Annotated in this window: 20 protein-coding genes and 1 pseudogene; 11 read left to right on the top strand and 10 right to left on the bottom strand. The window is 70.7% G+C overall.

Annotated elements, in window-relative coordinates; all coding sequences use genetic code 11:
* Positions 1-18: 18 nt before the first annotated feature.
* On the bottom strand, positions 19-594 hold the full coding sequence (locus DEJ46_RS12790) for a TetR/AcrR family transcriptional regulator (RefSeq protein WP_150266190.1): 576 nt from the start codon (positions 592-594) through the stop codon (positions 19-21).
* 150 nt (positions 595-744) lie between these two features.
* Between DEJ46_RS12790 and DEJ46_RS12785 the strand changes: the two genes are divergently transcribed.
* The 3 genes from DEJ46_RS12785 to DEJ46_RS12775 all read left to right on the top strand — a co-directional run bounded on the left by DEJ46_RS12785 (position 745) and on the right by DEJ46_RS12775 (position 2,108).
* Positions 745-1,326 carry a dihydrofolate reductase family protein gene (locus DEJ46_RS12785; RefSeq protein ID WP_150266188.1) on the top strand — a complete coding sequence of 194 codons (582 nt, stop codon included), beginning with the start codon at positions 745-747 and terminating at the stop codon, positions 1,324-1,326.
* 43 nt (positions 1,327-1,369) lie between these two features.
* Positions 1,370-1,591, top strand: a complete 222-nt coding sequence (locus tag DEJ46_RS12780) for a hypothetical protein (RefSeq protein ID WP_150266186.1) — start codon at positions 1,370-1,372, stop codon at positions 1,589-1,591.
* A gap of 97 nt (positions 1,592-1,688) precedes the next feature.
* Positions 1,689-2,108, top strand: a complete 420-nt coding sequence (locus tag DEJ46_RS12775; RefSeq protein WP_150266184.1) for a DUF6304 family protein — start codon at positions 1,689-1,691, stop codon at positions 2,106-2,108.
* 100 nt (positions 2,109-2,208) lie between these two features.
* Here DEJ46_RS12775 and snpA read toward each other — a convergent pair whose 3' ends face one another.
* Entirely contained in the window at positions 2,209-2,865 is a 657-nt protein-coding gene (snpA, locus tag DEJ46_RS12770) for a snapalysin (RefSeq protein ID WP_150266182.1), read from the bottom strand.
* A gap of 185 nt (positions 2,866-3,050) precedes the next feature.
* Between snpA and DEJ46_RS12765 the strand changes: the two genes are divergently transcribed.
* Positions 3,051-4,019: a LysR family transcriptional regulator gene (locus tag DEJ46_RS12765; protein WP_190622604.1), complete on the top strand. Its 969-nt coding sequence runs from the start codon at positions 3,051-3,053 to the stop codon at positions 4,017-4,019.
* Positions 4,016-4,549 (top strand): GNAT family N-acetyltransferase, encoded by a 534-nt coding sequence (locus tag DEJ46_RS12760; RefSeq protein ID WP_150266180.1) that lies wholly within the window; start codon positions 4,016-4,018, stop codon positions 4,547-4,549. Before DEJ46_RS12765 ends, DEJ46_RS12760 begins: the two co-directional genes overlap by 4 nt.
* Positions 4,550-4,636: 87 nt before the next feature.
* Here the strand turns inward: DEJ46_RS12760 and DEJ46_RS12755 are convergent, their stop codons facing one another.
* Both DEJ46_RS12755 and DEJ46_RS12750 read right to left on the bottom strand, forming a co-directional pair.
* Complete coding sequence (locus DEJ46_RS12755; protein ID WP_150266178.1) at positions 4,637-5,071, bottom strand: hypothetical protein; 435 nt, start codon at positions 5,069-5,071, stop codon at positions 4,637-4,639.
* A 10-nt stretch (positions 5,072-5,081) separates the two neighbouring features.
* A complete protein-coding gene (locus DEJ46_RS12750) occupies positions 5,082-6,200 on the bottom strand; it encodes a hypothetical protein (RefSeq protein ID WP_223834604.1) in 1,119 nt (372 codons plus the stop codon).
* Positions 6,201-6,783: 583 nt separating this feature from the next.
* Between DEJ46_RS12750 and DEJ46_RS12745 the strand changes: the two genes are divergently transcribed.
* Positions 6,784-8,142 carry a pyridoxal phosphate-dependent decarboxylase family protein gene (locus DEJ46_RS12745; RefSeq protein ID WP_223834603.1) on the top strand — a complete coding sequence of 453 codons (1,359 nt, stop codon included), beginning with the start codon at positions 6,784-6,786 and terminating at the stop codon, positions 8,140-8,142.
* Between the two features lie 403 nt (positions 8,143-8,545).
* Here DEJ46_RS12745 and DEJ46_RS39850 read toward each other — a convergent pair.
* Both DEJ46_RS39850 and sodN read right to left on the bottom strand, forming a co-directional pair.
* Positions 8,546-8,769 (bottom strand): annotated as a pseudogene (locus DEJ46_RS39850) (mobilization protein); the annotation flags it as partial.
* Positions 8,770-9,083: 314 nt separating this feature from the next.
* Positions 9,084-9,479: a superoxide dismutase, Ni gene (gene sodN, locus DEJ46_RS12735; RefSeq protein ID WP_150266174.1), complete on the bottom strand. Its 396-nt coding sequence runs from the start codon at positions 9,477-9,479 to the stop codon at positions 9,084-9,086.
* Between the two features lie 171 nt (positions 9,480-9,650).
* On the opposite strand from sodN, the gene sodX reads away from it, so the two are divergent.
* The gene (gene sodX / locus DEJ46_RS12730) at positions 9,651-10,088 is read left to right on the top strand and encodes a nickel-type superoxide dismutase maturation protease (protein ID WP_150266172.1); all 438 of its coding nucleotides are present in this window, start codon (positions 9,651-9,653) and stop codon (positions 10,086-10,088) included.
* Here the strand turns inward: sodX and DEJ46_RS12725 are convergent.
* On the bottom strand, positions 9,992-10,621 hold the full coding sequence (locus DEJ46_RS12725; RefSeq protein WP_150266170.1) for a CGNR zinc finger domain-containing protein: 630 nt from the start codon (positions 10,619-10,621) through the stop codon (positions 9,992-9,994). The genes sodX and DEJ46_RS12725 overlap by 97 nt on opposite strands.
* Positions 10,622-10,715: 94 nt before the next feature.
* Between DEJ46_RS12725 and DEJ46_RS12720 the strand changes: the two genes are divergently transcribed.
* Positions 10,716-11,465 (top strand): class I SAM-dependent methyltransferase, encoded by a 750-nt coding sequence (locus DEJ46_RS12720; RefSeq protein ID WP_150266168.1) that lies wholly within the window; start codon positions 10,716-10,718, stop codon positions 11,463-11,465.
* 72 nt (positions 11,466-11,537) lie between these two features.
* Here the strand turns inward: DEJ46_RS12720 and DEJ46_RS12715 are convergent, their stop codons facing one another.
* From DEJ46_RS12715 to DEJ46_RS12705, 3 genes are read right to left on the bottom strand one after another with little or no spacing between them, the layout of a single operon-like run.
* Complete coding sequence (locus DEJ46_RS12715; protein WP_150266166.1) at positions 11,538-12,299, bottom strand: amino acid ABC transporter ATP-binding protein; 762 nt, start codon at positions 12,297-12,299, stop codon at positions 11,538-11,540.
* Entirely contained in the window at positions 12,296-13,234 is a 939-nt protein-coding gene (locus DEJ46_RS12710) for an amino acid ABC transporter permease (protein WP_150266165.1), read from the bottom strand. The genes DEJ46_RS12715 and DEJ46_RS12710 overlap by 4 nt, the downstream gene beginning before the upstream one ends.
* Before the next feature lie 29 nt (positions 13,235-13,263).
* A complete protein-coding gene (locus tag DEJ46_RS12705) occupies positions 13,264-14,241 on the bottom strand; it encodes an ABC transporter substrate-binding protein (protein ID WP_150266163.1) in 978 nt (325 codons plus the stop codon).
* Between the two features lie 537 nt (positions 14,242-14,778).
* Here DEJ46_RS12705 and DEJ46_RS12700 point away from each other — a divergent pair.
* The 3 genes from DEJ46_RS12700 to DEJ46_RS12690 all read left to right on the top strand — a co-directional run bounded on the left by DEJ46_RS12700 (position 14,779) and on the right by DEJ46_RS12690 (position 18,649).
* Complete coding sequence (locus DEJ46_RS12700; protein WP_150266161.1) at positions 14,779-15,990, top strand: NADP-dependent malic enzyme; 1,212 nt, start codon at positions 14,779-14,781, stop codon at positions 15,988-15,990.
* Between the two features lie 198 nt (positions 15,991-16,188).
* Entirely contained in the window at positions 16,189-17,154 is a 966-nt protein-coding gene (locus DEJ46_RS12695; RefSeq protein WP_150266159.1) for a zinc-binding dehydrogenase, read from the top strand.
* Between the two features lie 82 nt (positions 17,155-17,236).
* On the top strand, positions 17,237-18,649 hold the full coding sequence (locus DEJ46_RS12690) for a cellulase family glycosylhydrolase (protein ID WP_411757819.1): 1,413 nt from the start codon (positions 17,237-17,239) through the stop codon (positions 18,647-18,649).
* Positions 18,650-18,652 lie beyond the last annotated feature (3 nt).

The raw sequence follows: 18,652 nt of genomic DNA, 5'->3' as shown, positions 1-18,652 counted from the left end.
GGCGCTCCGGGGGCGTGGTCACTCCGCCGGGACGATCCGGTTGACCACGGTCTCGACCAGGTCGTCGAGGTCCCGCTCGGCGTGGAGGCCGGGCACGGTGAAGTGGTCGAGCAGCAGCCCGGTGAGGGCGAAGTAGAGCACCCGGACCGTGTCCGCGTCCCCGGGCATCCCCGAACCGACGTGCAGCCGGATGTTCAGGTCGAGGTCCTCCCGGAGCACCTGGGTGAAGCGGGCCTGGAGCTCGGGGCGGCGAGCGGCCTCCAGACGCAGCTCGAAGAGCCCCAGGTAGCAGGTGCGCTCGGCGGTCATGCGCCGGGCGACCCAGCGCATCAGCTCGACGACGAGAGCGCGGCTGGGCTCCGGGAGCAGTGCGGCGTCGATGGCGCCGGGCTCGGGGGTCAGCCGGACGAAGATCCGGTCGGCGACCTCGGACAGCACCTGGTCCCGGTCGCTGAAGTAGTTGGACGAGGTGCCCGTGGGGACCCCCGCCCGTGCGTCGACGGCCCGGAAGGTCAGCCCGCGGGCACCTTCCTCGGCCAGCACCTCGATCGCGGCGTCGAGCAGTGCCGTACGGCGCTCCGGATTCCGGGCCACGTGGGCCCCCTCTCTCTCAGGACTCTTCGGATTCTGCGAGTGCTCTTTCGAGCTCTTCGAAAATAGGTCTTGCGCAACCACTACAGATGAAGCACTATAGCCGTCGTGGTTGCGATCGCAGTCCACTCCCAGAGAGACAAGAGGACCGGTTTGCGCAAGCTCACCTACTTCATCGCCTGCACCATCGACGGCTTCATCGGTGACCCCAAGGGCGATGCCACGTCCATGTACCAGTTCGTGGACGCCGAGTTCCTGGAGTTCCTGACCGGCGAGTACCCGGAGACCGTCTCGGCCCAGGGCCGGGAGATGCTCGGGATCGACGCGGAGAACAAGCGGTTCGACACCGTCATCCAGGGCAGGGGCTCGTACCAGATCGCCCTGGACATCGCCGTCACCAGCCCGTACGGCCATCTGCGGGAGATCGTCGCCACCCGCTCGCTGTCCGAGTCGCCCGACTCCAACGTGGAGCTGATCGCCGACGACCTCGTCGGCCGCGTCCGCGAGCTCAAGGCCGAGGACAGTCCGCTGGACATCTGGCTGTGCGGTGGCTCGGCGATCGCCGGCGAGCTCATCGACGAGATCGACCAGCTGATCATCAAGACATACCCGCAGGTGTACGGCTCCGGCATGCCGATGTTCGGCGCCGGCTTCGAGCCGCGGGACTTCGAGCTGGACGACCTGCGTGTCTTCGGCAACGGCGCGTTCGTCCGTACGTACACCAGGAAGCGGTAGCGGCGGGGAAGCGGGTCCGTGCGAGGCGTCCTACCCTGGAAGCATGCGTCACGAGGTGCCTCACACGACGCGGGACCCCTTGGCCGAGCCCACGTGCCCGGCCTGCGGTGGACCGTGCGACAAGGTGGCCACCCGGCACAAGGTCCTCGGGGCCTGGGTGCCGGAGTGGGAGGTGCAGCCGTGCCGCAACCCGGACTGCTCGCTGTACGAGGGCGCGGAGCGGCGCGCCGACGGGGGGCGGGGTCCGGGGCGCGGAAGCCACTAGCACGCAGGTGACCGGCAAGAACGGCGAGATCGGGAGAAGTCCGGCCACCGGGTGACCGGCCGCGCGCCGGAGCCGGTCATACCGCTACAGTCCGCGCATGTCATCGGAGTCGACAGAAGTCTGGACCGGTTGGTACCGGGACCGCAGCGGCGCGGAAGCGATCGTCATCACGGCCACCGGGCGGCACGTCGCCACCCGGATCAGGGGGGTCGAGTACACGGGCGCGACCTTCGCCGCGCTCAGCGCCGCCGAGAGCGGCGGGCAGGCCCTCGGCGGCTGCGTCCTGGAGTGGGACCTGCCGCTCCCCGTCGTCGTGGACGGCGTGACCCAGCAGGCCACCCTGAGCTGTCTGCTGACGCTCGGTGAGCGCTCGGACCTCAGTCTGACGCTCCACTACGGTGGCGCCGCCTTCGAATCGTGCGTCGCCGGAGGTGACTTCGACGGGGCGCTCGACCGGGTCCGGCGTCAGCTGCCCCCCGGCGCCGACTTCGGCCGTCGCCTCCTGCAGACGGCCTGACGCAGCCCGGGTCCCGAACCCCACCCGAACGCCGGACGGCGGCGCCCTTCACGGGCGCCGCCGTCCTCTTCGTACCGGTTTCTCGCCTCGGCCTCGGGGATCAGAAGGTCTTGAACGCGGAGGCGAGTCCGTTCCGCCACAGCTGGTCCACGCGGGAACGCTCCTGGGCGTTCGGTGTGGCGTTCTGGCAGGAGGTGCCGGGGCCGCCGCCCGACATCAGCTCGCTGCACGGACCGCTGTAGTGGTCCGGCAGGCCGAGGACGTGCCCGGTCTCGTGGGCGGTCACGCGGGTCGAGTTGTACTGCTGGTTCTGGCGGTAGTCGAGGAAGATGTAGCCGCGGCCGTGGCCGTCGGTGCTCGCGTACGAACCGCGCGAGTCGTTGCCCTCGTAGTAGCGGAAGTCCGGGTTGCTGCCCTCGACGAGCCGGACGTTCACCACCGAGCTGTTCCATATCTGGGTGGAGCGGGCGATCTGGGTGCGGAAGCTCGGCGCGTTGGAGGCGCTGTAGACGACGGTGACGGCGGCGGCGCCCGGGTTGGCGGCCCGCTTCTTCGCCACCGACTTCACGACGGCGTCGAAGAAGGCCTTGTTGGCCTTCGCGTCCTCGGACGAACCGGCGTACGCGGCGGTGACGGTGCCGGCGGTCACGGCCCTGTCGGTGTCGGCGGCCACCGCAGGAGCGGCACCGAGCGAGGCGGCGAGACCGAGGCCGAGGGCCGCGGTCAGTACGGAGTTGAGGACCTTGGGGTGACGCATGGGGGGCTCCTCCTGTAGGGGGTCGGAGAGAGTCTCGGGGAAGCCGGGGCGCGTGGGGATGATGTCAACCGGCGATAGCCCGCCCACATCACCCGGTCCGGACCCCCCAACTGCCTTGCATACCAAGGCGTTTGACATGTACCGGCTGTCTGGTGCGACGCAGGCCGCCGCCCTACCCTCGGGCCATGGAGCTGGAGGTGAGGCATCTGCGGGCGCTCTGCGCCATCGCGGACGCGGGCAGCCTGCACAAGGCGGCGCGACAACTGGGCATGAGTCAGCCCTCGTTGACCACCCAGCTGCGCCGGATCGAGAACTCCCTGGGCGCCGAACTCTTCTCCCGCGACCGCACCGGCTGCCGGCCCACCCCGCTCGGCCGCTCCGTGCTCAGCCGGGCCCGCCCCCTCGTCGCGGACATGGCCGCGCTGGTCACCGAGACCCGGGCCGCGGTCGCCCGTACCGAGGGTCCCGGACTCCGCGTCGGCTCCACCGCGAGCCGGGCGCTCCCCGGCTGGCTGCGCCGGATCCGTGAGCGGCTGCCCGGCACGGACGTCGGCCTCCGCGTGGACGTCTCCGCCAACGCGCTGCTGCGCACGGTCGCCGCGGGCGGGCTCGACGTGGCCTTCGTCCACGAGGTCGAGGGCTGCCCCCTACGGGTGCCCGAAGGGCTCCAGCACCGGGTCCTGGTCGCCCGTGAACCGCAGTTCGTCTCCATGGCCCGCGACCATCCCGCCGCCGCGAGCCCCGTCGTCGACCTCGCCGACCTCGCCGGCGACCACTGGATGGTCGATCCGACCGTGGACGGCGAATGGGACGGTCTCCTGAGGGTCCTCGGGGCGGCCGGCATCGACCCGCCCCTGCTCCACGGCGACTACCACACGGCCGCGTCCCTGATCGTCCTCGGCGAGGCCGTCGCCCCCTGCCAGCCGACCTCCGTCCCCCGCGAGGACATGGCGATCCGGCCCCTGCGCGGCGACCCGCTGGCGGTCCGGCTGCTGCTGTACGCGCGCCCCGGGACGGCCCTGGACACGCTGTACGCGGAGCTGTCCGCCGCCTATCGCGAAGCGGCCGTGCGCGCCGCCCCGTACCGCGAGTGGCTGCGGCGTCAGGGCGCGGCCGCCGGGCTGTCGGTGGGGCCGTGCATGATGGCCGTATGAGCGATCGTGACAGCGGGGGCGGACGGGCCGTGGTGCGCCGCGCCCGCGTGGACGACCTGGGGCGGGTCGTCGAACTCGTCGCCGAGCACGCCGAGTACGAGAAGGCCACGCCCCCGGCCCCGGGCCTCGAAACCCGCCTGGCCGGCCTCCTCTTCGGCGGGGAGGGGCCGACCGGCGGGTCGCACGGACGGACGGGTTCAGGCGGCGCGTCGCCCCGCCTCCGCTGCCTCGTCGCGGAACTCCCGGACGGCAGCCTCGCGGGCTACGCCACCTGCGCGCCCGAACTCTCCACGTGGGACGGCGTCGCGTACCTCCACATGGACTGCCTCTACCTCACCTCCACGGCCCGGGGCCACGGCCTCGGCCCGCTCCTGGTCGACGCGGTCCGCGCGGAGGCGCGGGCGCTGGGCCTGACGGAGATCCAGTGGCAGACCCCCGCCTGGAACGAGGGCGCGATCCGCTTCTACGACCGCCTGGGCGCGACGTCCAAGGAGAAGCGCCGCTACACCCTCCCGACGGACCCGGCCTAGGGCCTGTCCGGCGGATCATGGCCGGGGCCGCGGCGTCTGGCACGGCACCTCGCCGCTCCTATCCGACCCTGATCCGTCGGACAGGCCCTAGCGTGCGTCGACGAGGCCCAGCTCCGGATCGGCCCGGAGACCGGCCTGCCAGACCGTGGGCCCGCAGCGCTCGCCGTTGGGCGTGGACTTGCGCAGCGTGACCTGGGCGGAGCGGTCGTAGACGGGGCGGCCGTCGGCCGGGTCGGTGACCCGGAAGCGCACGGTCACGCGCTGCTCTCCGGTGGCCTCGGGCAGGAGCACGTGGAAAGTCCCGAAGGGCGCGTCCTGCGCCACCCCCGTCGCGTCCCGGCAGACCTGGTCGACGCAGAGCCGGTACAAGGCCCCGGTGGGGAACTGCGGGACGTCCCAGACGACACTCACCTGGGAGTCGGCACCGATCAGCGTGCAGATCCTGGGCTCCTCGCCGCACCCGGCCACGGTCACCGAAGCCGCCGCTGCCACCACCCAGCGAACCGCTCTCTCCACCGTCATCATCGAAGTATCAGTCCGGTACCGACGGCGGCCAAGGGGCGTCGAGCAGCCGCTCCGCCTCCTCGACGACGGCTGCCGCCCGCAGTTCCCGCTCGGCGCGCGGCATCGCGGCCCAGTCGTTGAAGGCATCGGTCCTGTCGACCAGCTCCTTCAGCGACCGCGGCCGGCCGAGCGCGGACCAGCCTTCGTACGTGATCAGGTCGCCGCCGGCGCCGGGCGCCAGACTGCCGTTCACGATGAGCCGGAGCCACCAGCGGACGAGCTCCCAGCGGGCCGCTTCCTCGGGAAGGTCCTGGAGCAGACGGAGTTCGGCCAGTACGTCCTCGAACAGGCTGTCGGCCTGCCGGTGTTCGGCGCGGGAGAGGCCGGCGAGGAGAGGGAGGGACTCCGCCTCGACGTCGAGGACCAGGGCGGTGAGGCCGGCCTCGACGAGCTGCTCGGGGCGGTGGGTACGGCCGATCAGCCGCTCCAGGGCCAGCATGCGCAGGCAGTCGACGGCCTCCTGCGCGCTCACGGCGTACGGCGTGAACGGGGTGGGCGCGGTGACGTCGATGCCCGGCCCGCAGTCGACGAAGTACGACCAGAAGTCGACGCCAAGGCGGCCATGGGCGCCACTCGCCTGACCGAGGAACTCGTACCGGAGGTAGTCGCTGAGGTCATTGCCGTAGACGATGATGTCGGTCTGCCAGACCGACAGGACGGGCTGCCCGTACGCGCCCGCCGTACCGGGCAGGTAGCGGTGTCCGTAGACCGGAACGAGCCGCGGCGCGGTCGCCATCTCCGACCGCGCGAGCCGCAGCGCGTCGGACGTCTCCGCGGGCCGCGGCGGCCACGAGGGGTGCCAGAACCTGGCGTGCTCCACGTCGAAGAGCACACCCTCCACGGGCCGGGCGAGCCGCCCGGCCAGGTCCTCGGGATCGCCGTCCCGCCAGTCGGGCCAGCGCGACGAACCGAGGGGGAGGCCGGCGGCGAGGAACACCCGGTGATCCGCCGAGAACGTGAAGCCGAACCGCGCCTCGACCGCGTCCAGTTCCCGCTCGCCGAGCCCCGGACCGATCTCGGCCCCCAGCATGCCCTGAAGGCTTCGGGCGGCGTCCGGCGTCAGGGGCGAGGGCGGTGGGACGGTCATGACCGTCAGCGTAGTGAGGAGCGCGCACGCCCCGCGCCGGGGGCCGGAACGCAGACCGCACCCGGTCCGTCGGGACGCCGTGTCGGGCGGCCCGCGGAGCGGGTGCGGTCGGAGGGAGCGGCGAAGGTCAGGCCTTCTTCGTCTCCTGGTAATGGGCTGGGTCGGTGACCTGCGGGGACGGGTGCCGCAGGTCGCTGACCTGCCCTTTTGGTGATGGTTGGCGAGGGGGTGCGACGGTCCTGATCGGGTGTCCTGCGGACTGGGTGCGGACTGCTCTGCCGAGAGCGGACAGGAAGAGCTGCCGAGTTTCGCTGGTTCGCGTGCCGGATGGCGAACCCGGTCGTTACCGATCACGGTCCTCGGTGGTTGACCTGGGGCCTTGCGACGATGAAGGGCACCACAGGCCGTCATGACCCACCGTTTTCCTGACCTCGCTTCGACTCCGTGCGGCGAAGCCACCCCGCCTCCGGACCAGATGCTGCCGGGAGTCCACCCGAAGGTACTGCGGGACGAACTCGTCGCTGCGGCGGAGTGGGTGTCGCAGTACTTGAGCAGCCTCCCGGCGGGCCCGGTGAGCCGTCCGATGTCTCCGCGACGCCGGGCCCGGCTGCGTGAGTCACCGCTGGCCCGCACCGGCGCGGAGCTGGGAGAGGTGCTGGACTTCGTGCGCGAGGAGATCGCACCGTTCCCGACGGGCAACGGGCATCCCGCGTTCTTCGCCTGGGTCAACTCGCCGCCCGCACCGGCCGGGATCATCGCCGAGCTGCTGGCCGGCGCCGTCAACGCGACCTGCGGCATGGGCGAGAACGCGCTCATGGACCTTGAACGCGGCACCGTGCGAACGCTCGCGGACCTGGCCGGTCTGCCCGACGGGACGGGTGGGGTACTGACCAGCGGCGGCTCCATGGCCAACCTGCTCGCCCTGGCCACCGCCCGCACCTGGTTCCTCACCCGGCGCGGCTCCGGCGACGGCCCCGCCTACGACCGCGACCACGCCCGCCTCACCCTCTACTACGGCGCCCAGGCACACATGTCCGTCGCCAAGGCCGCCGCCTGCATCGGCCTGCCCGCGCACCGGCTGCGCCCCATCCCCACCGATGCCCATGACCGACTGGAGCCCGCCGCCCTGCGTGCTGCGGTCACCGCCGACCTGGACGCGGGCTTGCTGCCGTTCTGCGCCGTCACCACCCTGGGCACCACCGCCACCGGAGCCGTCGACCCGATCGAGCCCGTCACCGACCTGTGCCGCAGCGTCGGGATGTGGCACCACGCGGACGGCGCCTGGGGTGGGCTAGGCGCCGCCGTCCCGGCCCTGGCACCGCTGTACCGGGGCATCGGGGGAATCGATTCGCTGACCGTGGACCCGCACAAGACACTCAGCGTGCCGGTGGGATGCGGAGCCCTGCTGGTCCCGGACCCCGAGCACCTGCACACGGCCTTCGCCCACCGCGCCTCTTACCTCACTGCCAGCGAACCGGACACGCTGCCGTGGCTCTCCCACTCCACCGTCGAGCTGACCCGCCCCGGCACCCGGGCCCTGGCCCTGTGGGCCACCCTGCACCACCTCGGCCGCGACGGCGTCAGCACCCTGATCGAGTACTACCTCTCCCTCGCCGAGCAGCTGCGCGACAAGATCAGCGCTCAACCCGGACTGGAACTGCTGGCGGGGGGTCCCTGGCCGGTCGCCTGCTTCCGCATCACCCACCATGGCGGTGACCCGGACGCCCTCCACGTCCGCGTCGCCCAGCGCGTCCAGGCCGCCGGACGCGCCTACCTCGCCACCGTCTCCGTGCGGGGACACACCGTCCTGCGCGCCTGCCTGTGCAACTACCGCACCACCACGGACGACCTCGACCTGCTGATCCGCGAAGTCATCCACGCCGCCGACGCCGGCCACCAACCACCGCCTGTGGTGAACGAGCGGCCGGCACACCGTCAATGACCACCGGGGCCGGCGCCACCGTCTGGGTTCCCTTCGTCGGGCGGATTGTCGGGCATGTGGGGGCGATGGCCTCGTCAGCACTGGCTTGGGCGGCGAGGCTGCCGCCGAGGGTTTGATTGCGGGCGATGGGGTGCGACGGTCTTGATCGGGTGCGCTTCGGACCACCGCGCGGCGCTCCGCCGCTGGAGTGACGATGGGCCTGCTGCCGGAGCGGGAGGGCAACACCCTCGACGGCTTCCTTGAGGCGCTCGCCGCATGGGTGCACGACTCTTCAGGCGCGTACCGCCGCGGAGGAGAACGCATCCCGCCCGACGGGGACTGGACCTTCAAGGCCCGAGCCCTCCAGGCGGCCACCGTCGACGAGTGGAGAGGCGCTCATCGCGCACATCGGCGCTCACAAGATCAGCACGGTGAAGTAGTCGACTTCGTTGCGTACGGGCGGCGGCTACCGCGTACGCCTGCTCGCGCAGCCACTGGCGTGGGGTGATCTGCCGGCCCTGACGTTCGGCCTTGGCGCGCTCAGCGCCGGTCGGCGTGGGGTGGGGCGGTGAGGTCGCCGGACTCCAGGCGGCGTAGGCCGAACTCGATCTCGTTCTTGAGACATTCGGCTTGGGCGCGCCGGCCGTCGGCGTACGCGATCGTGAGCGCGGAGGCGGGAGGAGCGGATGGGGCACAGGCTGAAGGGCGTCGAGGGCACCTACTCGCACGCCTCGCCCGAGATGGAGCGCGCCGTCGCGAGGGGGCTTCAGAAGCTGTGGGAGGTGTCCGCGGGCGCCGAGGACTGGGCGCACCGGCAATTCTGGGTGACGCCCGGCTACCGTACCTCCCATATTTCTCCCATTGGATCTTGAAAACAGGAGCGGCCCGCGCCGGGATGACCGGGCGGACCGTTCCATTTGCCCTCTGACCTGCAACGGAGCAGATGGCGGGAGAGACCTGGATCAGGCCTTCTTGGTCTCCCAGAAGATGCGGTCGATCTCGGCGATGAGCTCCAGCGCCTTCTCGCCCGTCTTCGGGTCGGTCGACGCCTTGGCGGCCGAGAGGGCCTTCAGGGTGTCGTTGACCAGCTGGTTGAGCTGGGGGTACTTCTCGAAGTGCGGGGCCTTGAAGTAGTCGCTCCAGAGCACCGAGACGTGGTGCTTCGCGAGCTCCGCGCGCTGCTCCTTGATGACCGTGGCGCGGGCACGGAAGTGCGCGTCCTCGTTCGCCAGGTACTTCTCCTGGACAGCCTTGACCGACTCGGCCTCGATGCGGGCCTGGGCCGGGTCGTACACGCCGCAGGGGAGGTCGCAGTGGGCGCTGACCTTCACCTTGGGGGCAAACAGGCGGGAGAGCATTGAGCCGTCCTTCCTCGTGATCGTCTTCTCAGGTGGGACATTACTCGGTGAGAAGGGCGTTTTCGCGGGCGCCCCCTGGGGCTTAGGTCAAAAGTCCAGGGTCATCATGGGACTCGTGTACGAGTGGACGAGGCGTGTCGCGGGACGGGTGCTCGCACGGCGGGAGTGGCGATGAGGGAAGCGGGGCCGGAGCGGGTGGGTGCGGTCGGTGGGCCGCCGTTCGGGGTCGCCGAGGTCACGGGGGTGTCGATGGTGCCCACACTGCTCCACGGCGACCAGCTGCTCGTGCACTACGGCGCACGGCTGCGGCCCGGTGCCGTCGCCGTACTGCGGCATCCGCTCCAGCAGGATCTGCTCATCGTGAAGCGGCTGATCGAGCGACGTGACGGCGGCTGGTGGGTGCTGGGGGACAACCCGGACGCCGAGGGGGACAGCCGCGTCTTCGGAGCCGTACCGCCCGAGCTGGTCCTCGGGCGGGTGCGGGGGCGGTACCGGCCGGTGACGCCGGGGCGTCAGCGGTCGGCCTGGGTGGTGCTCTCCTGGCTCTTGTCCTCGGTCAGGCCCGTGTGGTCCGACCGCTCGGCCTCCAGGCGCTTGCGGGCCCGGTAGGCGGCCACGTTGGCCCGGGTGGCGCAGCGGTCCGAGCAGTAGCGGCGGGAGCGGTTGGTCGAGGTGTCCAGGTAGGCGTTGCGGCAGGGCGGTGCCTGGCAGAGGCCGAGCCGGTCGGCGCCGAACTCGGTGAGGTGGAAGGCCAGGCCCATCGCCGCGATCGCCGCGTAGCCCGCGGTCGCGTTCGAGGGGTGGTCGGCGAGGTGCATGTGCCAGCGGGGCCGGCCCTCCTCGTCGAGGGTGTCGTGGCCGGAGATCTGCGGGCTGACGGGGAACTCCAGGAGGAGGGAGTTGAGGAGGTCCACCGCGCCCGTGTGGTCGCCCTCGTCGGCCGCGGTGAAGACCGCCCGCAGGCGCGCGCGCACCGAACGGAAGCGCGTCACGTCGGAGTCGGTCGCCCGCCGGGCCATCTGGGTGGCCGGGCCGAAGAGCTCGCGGATCACCTCGACGGAGGTCAGGGCGTCCTTGCTGCGGGCCGGCTCCTCGGTGTTGACCAGACGCACGGCGTAATCCGAGTAATAGGCCAGTTCCACTTGTAGTCCTTACTCCGTCGGGCTAGGGTCTCGGTCGGGAGGGGTAACGGCTGTTTCCCCTTCGAGGGTATTACGAAGAGGGGATGGCGCGGCGATGACCGGAACCGACTGGGCGGGCTGGCAGCAGAGCTGGGACCGTCAGCAGGAGTGGTACATGCCGGACCGTGAGGAGCGGTTCCGGGTGATGCTCGACATGGTCGAGGCCTTGGTGGGACCGAAGCCCCGCGTCCTCGACCTCGCGTGCGGTACGGGAAGTATCACGGATCGGCTCCTCCAGAGGTTCCCGGAGGCCACCAGTACCGGAGTCGACCTCGATCCGGCGCTGCTCGCGATCGCCGAGGGGCACTTCGACGGCGACGAGCGCGTCACCTTCGTGACCGCCGACCTCAAGGACCCCGCGTGGGCCGAGCGGCTGCCCCACGGCTCGTACGACGCCGTCCTCACCGCCACCGCGCTCCACTGGCTCCACAGCGAGCCCCTGACCACCCTCTACGGGCAGGTCGCCGGTCTCGTCCGCGACGGCGGCGTCTTCATGAACGCCGACCACATGATCGACCAGGCCACTCCCCGGATCAACGCCGCCGAGCGCGCCCAGCGGCACGCCCGCATGGACGGCGAGAAGGCCGCCGGGGTGCTCGACTGGGCCGCGTGGTGGGCCCTCGCCGCCAAGGACCCCGTCCTCGCCGAGCCCACCGCCCGCCGCTTCGAGATCTACGGCGAGCACGCCGACGGCGACATGCCCTCCCCGCGCTGGCACGCCGACACCCTCCGCGCCGCCGGCTTCGGCGAGGCCAGGGCCGTCTGGGCCTCGCCCTCCGACACCCTGCTCCTCGCCGTGAAGTGAGTGACGGAGAGGGACAGACGGAAGGGGCGGTACGGGTCTTCCCGTACCGCCCCTTCCGTCTGTCCGCGCCGCTTACAGCACCTTGGACAGGAACGCCTTCGTCCGGTCGTGCTGCGGGTTGCCCAGGACGTCCCTCGGGTGACCCGACTCGACCACGACGCCGCCGTCCATGAACACGAGGTTGTCGCCGACCTCGCGGGCGAAGCCCATCTCGTGGGTGACGACGACCATCGTCATGCCCGACTCGGCCAGGTCCCGCATGACGTCCAGGACGTCACCCACGAGCTCCGGGTCGAGCGCCGACGTCGGCTCGTCGAAGAGCATCAGCTTCGGCTCCATCGCCAGCGCGCGGGCGATGGCGACACGCTGCTGCTGGCCTCCGGAGAGCTGCGACGGGTAGTTCCCCATCTTGTCCCGCAGGCCGACGCGGTCGAGCAGGCGCTCGGCCCGCTCGCGCGCCACGGCCTTGGACTCGCCCTTCACCTGGATGGGCGCCTCCATGACATTGGCCACGGCCGTCATGTGCGGGAAGAGGTTGAAGCGCTGGAAGACCATGCCGATGTCACGGCGCTGGACCGCGACCTCGCTGTCCTTCAGCTCGTAGAGCTTGTCGCCCTTCTGCCGGTAGCCGACCAGCTGGCCGTCGACGTAGAGGCGACCTGAGTTGATCTTCTCCAGGTGGTTGATGCACCGGAGGAAGGTGGACTTGCCGGAACCGGACGGGCCGACCAGGCAGAACACCTCGCCGTTGTTCACCTCGAGGTCGATGCCCTTGAGGATGTGCGCGGCGCCGTAGGACTTGTGGACGCCCTCGGCCTTCACCATGGCAGTCACTTGGCCACCGCCTCACGGTTGGAGAATCGGGAGAGGTTCGCCTTGATCTTCTGCCACGGCGTGGGAGGCAAGGACCGCAGGGAGCCGCGGGCGTAGTGCCGCTCCAGGTAGTACTGGCCCACGCTGAACACCGAGGTCAGGATCAGGTACCAGATCGAGGCGACGAAGAACATCTCCATGATCGCGAACGAGGTCGAGGCGATGTCCTGCGCGGCACGCAGCAGCTCCGGGTACTGCACGGCCACGACCAGCGACGAGGTCTTGAGCATGTTGATGAACTCGTTGCCGGTCGGCGGGATGATCACCCGCATCGACTGCGGGAGCACCACGCGCCGCATGGTCTTCGACTGGCTCATGCCCAGGGCGTGCGAGGCCTCGGTCTGACCCTCGTCGACCGACTGGATGCCGGCCCGGACGATCTCCGCCATGTACGCGCCCTCGTTCAGGCCGAGGCCCAGGAGGGCGGCCAGGAAGGGGGTCATGACATCGGTCATCTCGTCCTTGTAGAACCCGATGTTGAACACCGGGAAGATCAGGGCGAGGCTGAACCAGATCAGCAGCTGCACGTAGACCGGGGTGCCGCGGAAGATCCAGATGTAGAGCCAGGCGACCGAACTGGTCACCGGGTTCTTCGAGAGGCGCATCACGGCGAACACCACGCCGAGCACCAGACCGAGGGCCATCGAGGCCACGCTGATGAGGATGGTGTGCCAGAGACCGCTCAGGATGGTGGAGTCGAACAGCTTCTCCGGCACGGTCGCCCAGCGCACGTTGCCCTGGGAGAAGGCGTACCCCAGGAGCACCAGCAGGGCCACCACCACGACACCGGCGACCCAGCGTCCGTAGTGGCGGACCGGAATGGCCTTGATGGCCTCCGGCGGGACTCCCGCCGGGGTGGGGGACCCGGCGGGAACCTTGTCGAGCTTGTCAGTCACAGCGACTGCCCTTCAGTGGTACGTGGGGGTCAGGAGCCGCCGTTGATCTTGGCCGCGGGAATGGCGCCGTCACCGGCGTTCCACTTGTCGAGGGCGGCCTTGTAGCTGCCGTCCTTGATGGCCGCGTCCAGGGCTTCCTTGAGCGCGTCCCGCAGCTGGGAGTTCTTCTTGTCGACGGCGATGCCGAAGAGGCCCGCGTCCGTCTTGTTGGCGATCGCATCGAAGTCGTTGCCGCCACCGGCCGTCTGGGCGATGTAGGCGGCGACCGGCGAGTCGTTGAGGTCGGCCACCGCGCCGCCGGCCTTGACGCGGGTCTGCGCCTCGGCGTCGGTCGGGTAGGACTCGAAGGTCAGCTTGGGCTTGCCGTCCTTCTCGCACTTGGCGGCCTGGTCCTTGGCGGCCTGCTCGTACGTCGTGCCTCGCTGCACCGCGAGCTTCTTGCCGCACAGGTCGTCGAGGGACTTGATGTTCTCCGGGTTGCCCTTCTTCACCAGGATGCCGGTGGAGGCGGAGAAGTAGTCGACGAAGTCGACGCCGGCGCCGGTCTTCTGGCCCTTGTCGTCCAGGCCCTCCTGGCGGGCCTTGGTGTCCGTCATCGAGGACATGACGACGTTGGTGCGGCCGGTCGTCAGCGAGGTGAGCAGGGTGTCGAAGGTCCCGCTCTCGAACGTGAACTTCACGCCGAGCTGCTTCGACAGGGCGGCGGCGATGTCGGGGTCGAGGCCGACGATCTCCTCGCCCTTCTTGAACTCCATCGGGGCGTACGTGGCGTCCGTGCCGACCTTGATCACGCCGGCCTTCTGGATGTCGGCCGGGAGCTTGGAGAAGAGCGGGGCGGAGTTGACGGACTCGGAGCCCTTCGTCGGGGTCGCGGAGCCACCGCCCGCGGTCTGGTCGCCACAGGCGGTCAGCAGCATCGAGCCGGCGACCGCGACGGCGGCGACCGCGGCAAGACGGGACGTGCGGGTCTTGGCGGCGGTCGTGCAGCGCGTGGAGCGTGCGGTCATGGTCGGGTTCCTCCGGCGTGTGAGGGAGTTGCCAGTAGGTCACGTACACGTCTTCGAGCATCGCGACCTCGTGTGATTACGGCATCTTGCCATTCGGACCGCCTCAAACCGACGGCCACGGATGTCAAAATCGGATAACGGGTGACCCCCGAATCCCGACAGGCCGGTACATCAAGGCCGGACCTTCTACGGAAACCCTTCCCCGTCACCGGAAAATCTCCGGTTGATCTCGCCATTCGGACGAGCCGAAAGCGGCCATTCGGGTGCCGTAGGCATCTATAGGGACATCGGGTGACGTGTCGCTCTCCGTCCGCGTCCGGACGCACTCGGTATGAGTCGCGTCACCGAGAGGTTATGGACTCGTCTGCGGTGCCGTCTGTCCGGTAAGAAGGATCCTTACACCCCTCATCCGGGGCTCAGGGCGCGTTGTGCGGCGCGCCCGAGCGGCTGCCAGACAAGGCGGCCGCGGTGCCTCCCCACCCCTCCTCAACCAGGAGCGGCCACCCTCAAATGAAACAGACTTAAGGGGTCAACCCAATGGCAGCGGAGATCGTCAATCCTCGCAATGACAGCGGTACGGAAGGAGCTCCCGAGGAGCTCTTCGACCCTGTCTTCGCCCTCCACCGGGGCGGCAAGATGGCTGTGCAGGCCACCGTGCCCCTCCGGGACAAGGACGACCTGTCCCTCGCGTACACGCCCGGCGTCGCCAAGGTGTGCACCGCGATCGCCGAGCAGCCCGAGCTGGTCAACGACTACACCTGGAAGTCCCAGGTCGTGGCCGTCGTGACCGACGGTACGGCGGTGCTCGGCCTCGGCGACATCGGCCCGGAGGCCTCCCTCCCGGTCATGGAGGGGAAGGCCATCCTCTTCAAGCAGTTCGGCGGCGTGGACGCGGTCCCGATCGCCCTCGCCACCACCGACACCGACGAGATCGTCGAGACGGTCGTCCGGCTCGCCCCGTCCTTCGGCGGAGTGAACCTGGAGGACATCTCGGCGCCGCGGTGCTTCGAGATCGAGCGCAAGCTCCAGGAGCGCCTGGACATCCCGGTCTTCCACGACGACCAGCACGGCACCGCGATCGTCACCCTCGCCGCCCTGCGCAACGCCGCGAAGCTGACCGACCGGACCCTCGGCGACCTGCGCGCGGTCATCTCCGGCGCCGGTGCGGCCGGTGTCGCCATCGCCAAGTTCCTGCTGGAGGCCGGCCTCGGTGACGTCGCCGTCGCCGACCGCAAGGGCATCGTGAGCCGCGACCGCGAGGACCTCACCGACGTCAAGCGTGAGCTCGCCGAGATCACCAACAAGGCGGGCCTGACCGGCTCCCTGGAGACCGCCCTCGCCGGCGCGGACGTCTTCATCGGCGTCTCCGGCGGTACGGTCCCCGAGGCGGCCGTCGCCTCCATGGCCCCGAACGCCTTCGTGTTCGCCATGGCCAACCCGAACCCCGAGGTCCACCCCGACGTCGCGCACAAGTACGCGGCCGTCGTGGCGACCGGGCGTTCGGACTACCCGAACCAGATCAACAACGTCCTCGCGTTCCCCGGCATCTTCGCCGGCGCGCTCCAGGTCCGGGCCTCCCGGATCACCGAGGGCATGAAGATCGCCGCGGCCAACGCGATCGCCGACGTCGTCGGTGACCAGCTCGCCGCCGACTGCGTGATCCCGTCGCCGTTCGACGAGCGGGTCGCCCCCGCCGTCGCGGCCGCGGTGGCCGCCGCTGCCCGTGCGGAGGGCATCGCGCGCCGCTGAGCTCGTACCTGAGCCCCCGACAGGGCCCCGTTCCGGACTCCGGGACGGGGCCCTGTCGCGTGCGGGGGCGGAGCCCTGTGGCGTACGGGGGCGGGATTTTGCCGTGTGCGCGGCCCGTCGGCGTGTCGCCGGGCGGAGGTATGTGTCACACGGGTGCGTGGTTCCGCCACGCGCCCGTCGGACCCTAGGGTCGGGGCCATGTTCGCTGCCTACGCCGCCCGAATCGACCGCGACCAGCCCCTGAACGGACTCGAATTGGGCGAACGCCCCGAGCCCGAGGTCCGGCCCGGCTGGACCACCGTCACCGTCAAGGCCGCCTCGCTCAACCACCACGACCTGTGGTCGCTGCGCGGGGTCGGGCTGCCCGAGGAGAAGCTGCCGATGATCCTCGGCTGCGACGCCGCCGGCATCGACGAGGACGGCAACGAGGTCGTCCTGCACTCCGTGATCGGCCAGACCGGCCATGGCGTCGGGCCGGACGAGCCCCGCTCCATCCTCACCGAGCGGTACCAGGGCACCTTCGCCGAGCGGGTGACCGTCCCCCGCTGGAACGTGCTGCCCAAGCCGAAGGAGCTCTCCTTCGAGGAGGCCGCCTGCCTGCCCACCGCCTGGCTCACCGCCTACCGCATGCTCTTCACCAACGCCGGGGTACGGCCCGGTGACTCGGTGCTCGTGCAGGGCGCGGGCGGCGGTGTGGCCACCGCCGCGATCGCCCTCGGCAAGGCGGCCGGCCTGCGGGTCTTCGCCACCAGCCGGGACGAGGCCAAGCGCAAGCGCGCCGTCGAGCTCGGTGCCGTCGAGGCGTACGAGCCGGGGGCGCGGCTGCCGCAGCGCGTGGACGCGGTCATCGAGACCGTCGGCGCCGCCACCTGGTCGCACTCGGTCAAGTCGCTGCGGCCGGGCGGCACCCTCGTCATCTCGGGCGCCACGAGCGGGGACCGGCCCGCGCACGCGGAGCTGACGCGGATCTTCTTCCTGGAGCTGAAGGTCGTCGGTTCCACGATGGGCTCCAAGGGCGAGCTGGAGGACCTGCTGTCGTTCTGTGCGGCGACGGGCGTCCGGCCGGTCGTCGACGAGGTCCTGCCGCTGGACCGGGCCCGTGAGGGCTTCGAGAAGATGGCCTCCGGCGAACTCTTCGGAAAGATCGTCCTGACGACCTCTTGATGACTCGTCAGTACTCCTGATGGGATCTCCGGCACGGGAAACGTGAACATCACTCACCTTGTCGTGCCGGAGGTCCTACGTGTTGCGAACCACCCTTGCGGCGGCCGTCGTCGTCGCCGCGCTGCTCGCCCCGACCGCCGCCCACGCGGACCCCGCAGGACCGGAGAGTCCTCCGGGTCCTGCGAGCCCGGAGAGTCCGGCGGGGGCGGGCATACCCGCCCTCACCGACGACCGCGGCCGGACCCTCACCCTGCGCGGCTGGAACGTCGGGGACAAGGCGCACAGCGGCGACGCCGCCCTCTCCGCCATCACCGAGAAGCACTTCCGCGACATGCGGGCCAAGGGCTTCAACTTCGCCCGGGTCCTCGTCTTCTGGGACGACCTGGAGCCCGACCCCGGCCGGTACAGCCAGGCGTACCTCCGCAAGATCGAACGGGTCCTGGACTGGGCCGAGCGTCACGACGTCAAGGTCGTCCTCGATGCCCACCAGGACGTCTTCGGGCCGGCCTTCGACCACCGGGGCATACCCGCCTGGGCGACCAGGACCGACGGCCTGCCCTTCACCCCGCACCCCGACGACTGGTTCTCCGAGTACTTCGAGCCCGCCGTGCAGCGGGCCTTCACCCACCTGTACGAGGACGAGGACCTCCAGCGCGCCCAGGCCCGCATGTGGCGGGTGCTCGCCGACCGCTTCGAGGACCACCCGGCCGTCCTCGGCTACGACCTGATCAACGAGCCGATGGGCGAGCTGCGGGAGGGCGAGGACCTGGCGACGGCCGCCCGGCGCATCGAACGGGACCAGATCACCCCGATGTACAACCGGATCGCGGACGCGATCCGCTCGGTCGACGACGACAACTGGCTCTTCGTCGAGCCGACCCCGATCGTGGGCGAAGGGGTGCCCACGGGGCTCGGCCGGATCGACGACCCGAAGGTCGTCTACGCCCCGCACTTCTACAACGGCGGCATGGAGGCGGGCGGTGACTACGACCCGGACGCCGGCTGGATCGAGAACTACGAGCAGGCCGTCACCCTGTACCCGAAGGAGTACAAGGTGCCCGTCCTGGTGGGCGAGTGGGGACCCCTCAACAACTCCCGGCCGAACATGAACCGCTTCTACCGCGAGGCCATGGCCTCGCTCGGCCGCTACAGCTCCGGCTGGGCCGGCTGGGAGTGGTGCTACGGCGGCGGCTACTGCGCGGTGGACGGCACGGGCGCCTTCCGCACCAACAAGGAGCTGACCGCCGAGCCGTACGCCGAGGCGGTCGCCGGCACGGTCCGCTCCTCGGCCTACGACGCGGCGGCAGGGGTCTACCGACTCTCGTACGACGCCGCGGGGCGGCGCGGCCCCCGCGTCACCGAGCTCTCGCTCCCGCCCGGCGACTGGCGGGTGAAGGCCCGGGGCGCGGCGATGGTGCTCCGCAAGGACCGGGGGAGGGCCTGGGTCCTCGCGGCCCCGGGCGCCCGGGTGACGGTCACCGTCACCCGGGGCTGACCC

The organism is Streptomyces venezuelae (assembly GCF_008642375.1).
In the GTDB taxonomy this organism is placed as follows: Bacteria; Actinomycetota; Actinomycetes; order Streptomycetales; family Streptomycetaceae; genus Streptomyces; species Streptomyces venezuelae_G.
This window is presented reverse-complemented; position numbering and strand designations above follow the sequence as displayed.